At 69.9% G+C, this 8033-nt stretch carries 8 protein-coding genes; all 8 read left to right on the top strand.

Going from position 1 to position 8033, the window contains the following annotated elements; all coding sequences use genetic code 11:
- The first annotated feature begins 1141 nt into the window (after nt 1-1141).
- Nucleotides 1142-1666, top strand: coding sequence for a GNAT family N-acetyltransferase (locus ACFVWG_RS24590; protein WP_391545729.1), 525 nt, complete (start codon nt 1142-1144; stop codon nt 1664-1666).
- Between the two features lie 82 nt (nt 1667-1748).
- A complete protein-coding gene (locus ACFVWG_RS24585) occupies nt 1749-2717 on the top strand; it encodes a Gfo/Idh/MocA family protein (protein ID WP_391545728.1) in 969 nt (322 codons plus the stop codon).
- The gene (locus tag ACFVWG_RS24580; RefSeq protein ID WP_391545727.1) at nt 2714-3439 is read left to right on the top strand and encodes a creatininase family protein; all 726 of its coding nucleotides are present in this window, start codon (nt 2714-2716) and stop codon (nt 3437-3439) included. The genes ACFVWG_RS24585 and ACFVWG_RS24580 overlap by 4 nt, the downstream gene beginning before the upstream one ends.
- Nucleotides 3436-4194: an amidohydrolase family protein gene (locus ACFVWG_RS24575; protein ID WP_391545726.1), complete on the top strand. Its 759-nt coding sequence runs from the start codon at nt 3436-3438 to the stop codon at nt 4192-4194. The genes ACFVWG_RS24580 and ACFVWG_RS24575 overlap by 4 nt, the downstream gene beginning before the upstream one ends.
- Nucleotides 4191-5282: a mandelate racemase/muconate lactonizing enzyme family protein gene (locus ACFVWG_RS24570; protein WP_391545725.1), complete on the top strand. Its 1092-nt coding sequence runs from the start codon at nt 4191-4193 to the stop codon at nt 5280-5282. The genes ACFVWG_RS24575 and ACFVWG_RS24570 overlap by 4 nt, the downstream gene beginning before the upstream one ends.
- Nucleotides 5279-6154, top strand: a complete 876-nt coding sequence (locus ACFVWG_RS24565) for an amidohydrolase family protein (protein ID WP_391545724.1) — start codon at nt 5279-5281, stop codon at nt 6152-6154. The genes ACFVWG_RS24570 and ACFVWG_RS24565 overlap by 4 nt, the downstream gene beginning before the upstream one ends.
- Entirely contained in the window at nt 6151-6918 is a 768-nt protein-coding gene (locus ACFVWG_RS24560; RefSeq protein ID WP_391545723.1) for an amidohydrolase family protein, read from the top strand. The genes ACFVWG_RS24565 and ACFVWG_RS24560 overlap by 4 nt, the downstream gene beginning before the upstream one ends.
- 17 nt (nt 6919-6935) lie before the next feature.
- A complete protein-coding gene (locus ACFVWG_RS24555; protein WP_391545722.1) occupies nt 6936-7886 on the top strand; it encodes a dihydrodipicolinate synthase family protein in 951 nt (316 codons plus the stop codon).
- Nucleotides 7887-8033: the final 147 nt, after the last annotated feature.

The raw sequence follows: 8033 nt of genomic DNA, 5'->3' as shown, positions 1-8033 counted from the left end.
AGCCGGGGCGGAGCGGGCGGGGCGACCGGGCGGCGCGAGCCGGGCGGGGGCGAGCCGGGGCGGGGCGAGCCGGGGCGGGGCGAGGCGAGGCGGGCGGGGCAACGCGTGCGGGGCGAGGCGGGCGGGGCAACGCGTGCGGGGCGAGGCGGGCGGGGCAACGCGTGCGGGGCGAGGCGGGCGGGGCAACGCGGGCGGGACCGAGGAGGCCCAGCAGCCCGACCTCGGCCCCAACCACCTCCGCACAGGCCTGCCGCACCTCGGTCATTTCAACGGAGATCCCCTGAAATGGCCCCTTCTCCCCTCAAATTTCGGGCAGAGAACCGGCAACTTCAGGGGATCTCCCCTCAAATTGCCGGAGGGGGCGAGGCGGACGGCGGGAGCGCGGTGACCGCGGTGACCGCGGCGACCGGGGTTACCGGGGTTACCGGGGTTACCGGGGTTACCGGGGTTACCGGGGTCGGCGGACTCGGCGAGGGCCGGTGAGGGCCGGTGAGGGCGGGCGGGTGAGGGCGGGCGGGCGGGACCTGGCCTGCCACAACCCACCTCCGCACACCGCCCGCCGCGCCCTCGGCCATTTCAAGGGATCTCCCCTGAAATGGCCCCTTCTCCCCCCAAATTTCGGGCAGAGAACCGGCAACTTCAGGGGATCTCCCCTCAAATTGCCGGAGGGGAAGGGAGGCGAGCGGCGTCGGTACGGCGGGGTGCGGCGGCTGGGATGAGCGGGCAGGACTGGGGTGGGCAGGGCGTGGGCGGGACCGGGGTGGGCGGGACCGGTGGGCGGGACCGGTGGGCGGGACCGGTGGGCGAGACCGGGGTGGGACCGGTGGGCGGGACCAGTGGGCGGGACCGGTGGGCGAGACCGGGGTGGGACCGGTGGGCGAGACCGGGGTGGGACCGGTGGGCGGGACCGGTGGGCGAGACCGGGGTGGGACCGGACCGGGGTGGGCGGACCGGGGTGGGCGGGGCCGGGGTGGGACCGGACCGGGGTGGGCGGGGCCGGGGTGGGCGGGACCGGGGTGGGCGGGACCGGGGTGGGCGGGACCGGGGTGGGCGGACCGGGGTGGGCGGGATCGGGGTGGGCTGGACCGGGGGTGGGGAAATTGGGTGGGGTGGTGGGGTGGGGTGGTTTTAGGGTCGGGGGATGGTGGAGTTGATTGAGCCGGATGTGGCGTTGTGGGGGTCGTGGTTGGAGTCGTTGGAGGAGTGGGGGGCGGTGACGCAGGACGGGTCCGGGTACCACGAGGGTCGGGACGATGTGCGGAGTGCTGAGGGGTTTGCGGCTTGGGTGGCTTATCTGCGGGAGCGGAGTGATCCGCGGACGCCGATGGCGGCGGGGTTTGTGCACGCGACGCACTGGTGGATCGTCGAGGGTGGTGAGTACCTCGGGGCGATCACGTTGCGGCACAGCTTGACGGAGAAGTTGCTCGAGGGCGGTGGGCACATCGGGTACGGCGTTCGGCCGTCGGCTCGGGGTCGGGGGCTTGCGGCGTGGGCGCTGGGTGAGGTGGTGCAGCGCGCTCGGGAGCGTGGGTTGGAGCGGGTGATGGTGAGTTGCGACGACGCGAACATCGCCTCGGCGAAGACGATCGAGCGCAACGGCGGTGTCCTCGAGGATGTTCGGGAGACCTGGCTGGGGACGACGCGGCGGTACTGGATCACCACCTGACTGGTCTAGCCGAAGTCGTCCCGGGCCGTTGCCGGGTAAACCAGCGGACACTAAACTTCAGAACTCAGAATCTATCTACGAGATGCCGAAGGATGTGGCGATGCGGGTGGCGCTCGTGGGGCTGGGGGACATCGGTCTCTCCGCGCACCTGCCTGCGCTCCAGAGGCACCCGGCGATCGAGCTCGTCCAGCTGGTGGATCCCGACCCGGACCGCCGGGCGGCCGTGGCTGAGCTCGACATCCAGGTGGCCGCCGAGCTCGAAGCCGGCGTCGACGGAGTGGTGCTGGCTACTCCCCCATGGGTGACTCCTGAGCTGACTGTCGACTACACGCGAGCCGGCTTGTTCGTGCTGGCGGAGAAGCCGGTGGCGACCTCGATGGAGGCCGCTCGCATTTACGACAAGCTGGAGCCGGCCGAGCGCGGACGGGTTCAGGTCGGACTCACCTACCGGCACGATCCGGCGATCGGACAACTGGCCACGTGGATCGCGAACGGGACTCTCGGCGAGACCGTGCTGGTGCGGGCGCACATCTACGACGAGCCGTACCGGCCGGACGATGCCGAACACACCGCGCGGATCACCGCCACGCTGGAGCATGGGTCGCCCGTCGTTCATGAGGGTGCGCATGTGTTCGACTGGTTGACCCATCTGCTCGGTGGCCGGCCAATCGCCGTCGACGACAGGTGGGCGGTGCGGACGCGCGCCGGGCTGCCCGCGCCGAATCTCACCGGCGCCCGGCTGAGCTACCCCGGCGGTCATCAGGCCCTGGTCGAGTTCGGCTGGTTCACCAGCGCGCTCCCCCGGTGCGAGCTGAGCGTCCTGGGCGATCGTGGGCTCGCAACTCTCGACGGCTTCACCTTCGCGCTCACGCTGACCACAGCCGAGAGCGAGGAGGTCGTGCGCTTCCCCGGCGACCGGATGACCCGGTGCTTCGATCGGCAACTCGACCGCTTCGTTGCCCTCCACAACGGCGTACCGGCTGAGCCGTCGCTCGACGACGGCATCGCCGCGCTCCGGACCGCCCAACTCGTAGCCGGGAGGGCCGAGTGATCCAGTGGCAGCGCACCAACCGCACCGAGCTGACCCAACTGTTGCCTGAGGCAATCGTCATCCTGCCGATCGGAGCGACCGAGCAGCACGGGCCGCATTTGGCCACCGGCACCGACTGGATGCTCGCCCAGGCCGTCACCGAACAGGCCGTCCGACAACTCGGTGACCGCGCCGCCCGTCCGCTCATCGTCGCTCCGTCTCTCCCGTACGGCGCCTCCGATCACCACCTCCCGTTCGGCGGCACCCTCTCGCTCACTCCCGAGACCCTGCTCGCCGTCCTGATCGACCTGGCCCGCTCACTCGCGGCTTCGGGCGGACGCCGGCTCGTTCTGGTCAACGGCCACGGCGGCAACATCGGCGTCTGTCACGCAGCCGCCGCGGCAGCCTCCAGCCGGTACGACGTCAACGTGGCGCATGTGGACTACTGGCGACTCGCCCGTGACACCGGAACCACCCCTGTCCCGGGCCATGCGGGGATGTTCGAGACCGCGCTCATGCTCGCGCAGGACGAAGCGCTCGTCGCCGAACGCCACCCCCGCGACGACACGCCAGCCGGTCCCACGGTGGACGACGTACAGCTGCACACGGCCGAGAGCTGGCGGCAGATCGACGGCTACACCGATCAGCCGGCGCTCGCTGATGCCGAGACAGGCCGCGTCTGGTTCAACCAGCTCGCGACCGCACTCGGCGACCGGCTACTCGAACTCGCGGAGGCGCTGTGATCGACTTCCACACTCACACCCCAGCGTGGGAAACGGCGACCTGGCTGGGCGGTGCCGCCTTCGGCGCGGACGAATTCGTCGCCTTCATGGACTCCGCCGGTATCGAGCAGGCGGTCGTCCTCAGCCACGACGGCCTCTTCGATCCGACACCGGAATCCAACGACCGCCTCGCCGAGTTCGTCCGCCAATACCCCGACCGCCTGACCGGCTTCGGTACCGTCGCCGTCCGCCGGAAGACCGCCGTACAGGAGGCCGAGCGGATGGTCGGCGAGCTCGGTCTGCGCGGCCTGAAACTCCATCCCTGGCTGCAGGGATTCAGCATGCACGAGCGCTCCCTGGACCCCATCTGCGAGGTCATCACCGCAGCCGGCGGGGTCCTGCTCAGCCACGACGGCACCCCGCCGTACTCGACCGCCGGCCAGATCGCCGCCCTCGCCCGACGCCATCCGAGGCTGCGCGTGGTCCTCGGCCACGGCGGTCTGCACGACCTCTGGCGCGAGTCACTCGCGATGACCCAAGAGACCGAGAACCTCTACCTCTGCCTGTGCGGAACCCCGCCGTACGCCGCCCGCCGCATCCTCGCCGAGGCGCCGCCGCACAAGGTCCTCTTCGGCACCGACGCCGGCCTGTCCGAGAAGGCCAGCCAGGACTACGCCGTTGCCCGGGTCAAGGAGATCGGCGGCTGGGGCATCACCGACGCCCAACGCCAAGCCATGCTGATCGACAACCCCCGCCGCCTCCTGGCCAAACCATGAGGACGATCGCCGCGATCCAGACGGCGGCGATCAGCCTGGAGGCCGATCCCGAACTGCTCGTCCGCGGCGCACGAGGTGCGCACGACCGGTCAGACTTCCTGCTCGTCCGCGTCATCACCAGCGACGGCATCGAGGGGTACGGCGAAGTCAGCGCGACTCCCCTGTGGTCCGGTGAGGACGGCACCTCGGCCGACCACTTCATCCGCACTGTCCTCGCACCGGCTCTAAAAAACACGTCCCTCACTCCAGTCGGCGCGGCCGACGACCTGATGGACAAGGTGCTGCATGGCAACCCGTTCACCAAGGCCGGCGTCTCGATCGCCCTGTGGGACGCGTTCGCCCGCACCCTCGGCGTACCGCTGGCCGTCGCCCTCGGCGGCCCCTACCGCACCGAGATCCCGATCAAGCTCTCGCTCTCCGGCGACGGCGAGCACCTCGAACGCGCCTACCGCGCCGCGACCGCCGCGGGCTTCGGCGCCTTCAAGGTGAAGGTTGGCGTAGGCAACGACCTGCAGCGGGTACGGCGTGCTCGCCAACTGGTCGGGGACGCGTTCCTCGGTACCGACGCGAACGGCGGCTGGTCCCGCGCCGACGCCACTCGCATCATCCCCGAGCTCGCCGAGCTACACATCGACTTCGTCGAGCAACCACTCGAACCCCGTGACCTGCAAGGTCTCCGCGAACTCAGACAGCTCGGTCTCCCAGTCATCGCCGACGAGTCGGTCTTCGGGCTCCACGATCTCCTCGACGTGATCGACGCCCGCGCCGCCGATGTGATCAGCCTGTACGTCGGTAAGTCCGCCGGCCCCGGTCGCGCCGTACAGATGGGTCAACTTGCGACCGCGCACGGTCTCGACGTACTGATCGGCTCGAACGGTGAACTAGGCATCGGCGCAGCCGCACAGTTGCACGTCGCGGCCGCCTTGCCCCGGTTGTCGGCGTACCCGAGTGACATCATCGGCGCCCACTACTACACCGAAGACGTGCTCGCGAAGCCGCTGGACAGTGACGGCCTGGTGGTCCGGCTGAGCGGTGAACCCGGCCTGGGAGTGACCTTGCGAGCCGACCTGTTGCAGGAGTTCCGATGATCGTCGACGTCCACGCGCACACCCCGACCCACCGGGACGCGGTCCCGGACGACGAGCGCCAGGTGTACACGAACTGGCGCAACGACCGGCCGGTGGTGACGACCAATACCTGGGCCGAGTACGACGAGGCGATGGCTGCGGCCGATGTGTCGATCGTGTTCAACATCGCGGTCGACGACCCGCTGGCCGCGACCGGCCTCCCGTATCTGCCGGAGCGTTGCAACGACAACACCATCGAATTCGTCCAGGACAACCCGGCGAAGCGGATCGGCTTCATGTCGGTCAACCCGACCGCACCCGGCGCCCTCGAGGAGGCTGATCGTTGCCGCGAGCAAGGACTGGTCGGTGTCAAGCTCGGTCCGAACTATCAGAACTTCGACCCGCTCGGCGAGCCCGCGCTGGCGTTCTACGACTACTGCCAGCAGCACGCGCTGCCGATCCTCTTCCACTCGGGTGCGTCGCCGATCCGCGAGGCACCGCTGCGCTACACCTACCCGCTCGTCACCGACGAGATCGCGCTGCGGTACCCGGAGCTGCGGATCGTGATGGCCCACATGGGTCACCCATGGAGCCGCGAGACCGTCGTGACGATCCGCAAACACCCCCATGTGTACGCCGATGTGTCGTCGATCTACCTGCGTCCGTGGGTGCTGTACCAGTCACTGATCAACGCGGTCGAGTGGGGCGCGACCGGCAAGCTGCTGCTCGGGTCGGACTTCCCGATCGCGAACACCGGCGAAGCGATCGCGGGCCTGCGCACGGTCAACGACATGCTCGAAGGAACCAAGCTGCCGCGGGTTCCGGACGAGGTGATCGACGGGATCATCCACGCCGACGCCCTCGGCGCCCTCGGGCTGAAGGTACCCCAATGATCGACCGGGGCGGTGGGGCGGGGAAGGAATTGGTACTCGATGCGCACTGCCGGATCGGAGATAGTCGGGAAGCCGAGCTCAAACCAGCCGACCTGATCGCCACGATGGATGCCCTCGGCATCGATCAGGCCCTGGTCGCGCCCGGTGAGCGCTGCATCGCGTACGACAATCGCGAAGGCAACGAGACCACCGCCGCGGCTGCCGCGGAATCGAACGGCCGACTGCTCGCCTACGCCGTCGCCAACCCCTGGCGCGGCCGAGCCGCCCTCGACGAACTCGACCGCGCCCGCGATGCCGGAGCCGTCGCCCTGGCCGTCGACTCGATCCTGCAAGGCTTCGACCTACTCGACGGACTCCTCGACCCACTGCTCGACTTCGCCGCGACCGCCGGCTGGTTCGTCTACGTCCGCACCGGTACGCCGGCCACCGCCCTGCCGCTCCCCCTCGCAACCCTCGCCCGGCGCCGTCCCGAGCTGCCCGTCCTGATGGGCAAGAGCGGCGCGACCGACTTCTGGATCGACGCGATCCCCGCGCTGCTGCACGCCCCCAACCTGTACGGCGATACGTCCTACGCACCGTGGGACACCGTGCTCACGGGATTCCTGGCCGAGCCCGAGATCGGGGCCGGCCGCTTGATGTTCTCCACTGACGCGCCGTACACGGTGCCGGTCGCCGAGATCGACCGGATCCGCGACTGGCCGATCGCTGACGACCAGAAGGCCGCTGTGCTCGGCGGCAACCTCGCCCGGCTGCTGGCCCGATGATCCCTGAGGAGAATGGCATGACGACCACCACCGAGATCGGGTCCGCCGACGCGTCCTTGCTCGTCCGCGGGGTCTCGCCCGTGCTCGAGGTTCCGTTCACCGCGGACGGCGAGGTCGACTACGCCGGGTTCGAGCGGGTCGTCGAGCATGTGCTGTCGACCGGGGTGACCAGCGTGATGTTCCCCGGCTTCGCGTCGGAGTTCCACAAGCTCTCCGAGGCCGAACGTCGCCGGCTGACCACGCTGCTCCTGTCACACACGCGCGACCGCGACGACGTGGCCGCGGTGATCGCCGTACAGGATCATGCAACGCGGCTGGCAGCGTCGCGCGCGATGGAGTCGGTGGAGGCCGGAGCCGACCTCATCAACCTGCTGCCGCCGCATTTCCTGTCGCCGTCGCGCAACGCGCTGGCGGATCACGTCCGCACTGTGCTGACGGCGATCGACCCGATCCCCATGGTCTTGCAGTACGCACCGAGTGAGACGGGTACCAGCCTCGACGCCGACCTGCTGCGGTCGATCGCGCAGGACCACCCGAACCTCAGGCTGGTCAAGGTCGAGTCAAGCCCGCCCGGCCCACTGATCGGTGAGCTCGCAGCCGGTACGCCGTCTCTCGCGGCCCTGGAGGGGTATGCCGGGGTCCAGTTGCCCGATGCGATCCGGCGGGGCGCAGTCGGCACTCAGCCGGGCTGCTCGCTCACCGAGGTCTACGTGGAGATCTGGCGTCGCTTCGCCTCCGGCGACGAGGCCGGCGGGGTCGACCTGCACCGCCGCCTGCTCCCCTACATCTCCTACTGGATGCTCGACACTGAACGCATCATCGCCGCCGAGAAGCTGATCTCGGTCCGCCGCGGCCTCTTCGCCAGCCCCTACTGCCGCGAACCCGCCCACCACCTCGACGCCGAAGAGGTCCGCATGGTCGACCGTGCCCTAGCCGAGTTCGCGGACCTCCTCCCCCGCCTCGGATGACCAACCTGCTGACCCCAGCACCGCCGTCTCGGGGGGAAAAACGGGGGGGGGGGAAAGGGGGGGTGGGGGGGGGGAGGGGGTTGAGGAAGGGTGAGCGGGCTGAGCTGGCCGTCGAGATGCTGACCGAGGTCGGCGCCGACGTGATCG

The sequence above is a fragment of the Kribbella sp. NPDC058245 genome (assembly GCF_042882005.1).
In the GTDB taxonomy this organism is placed as follows: Bacteria; Actinomycetota; Actinomycetes; order Propionibacteriales; family Kribbellaceae; genus Kribbella.
This window is presented reverse-complemented; position numbering and strand designations above follow the sequence as displayed.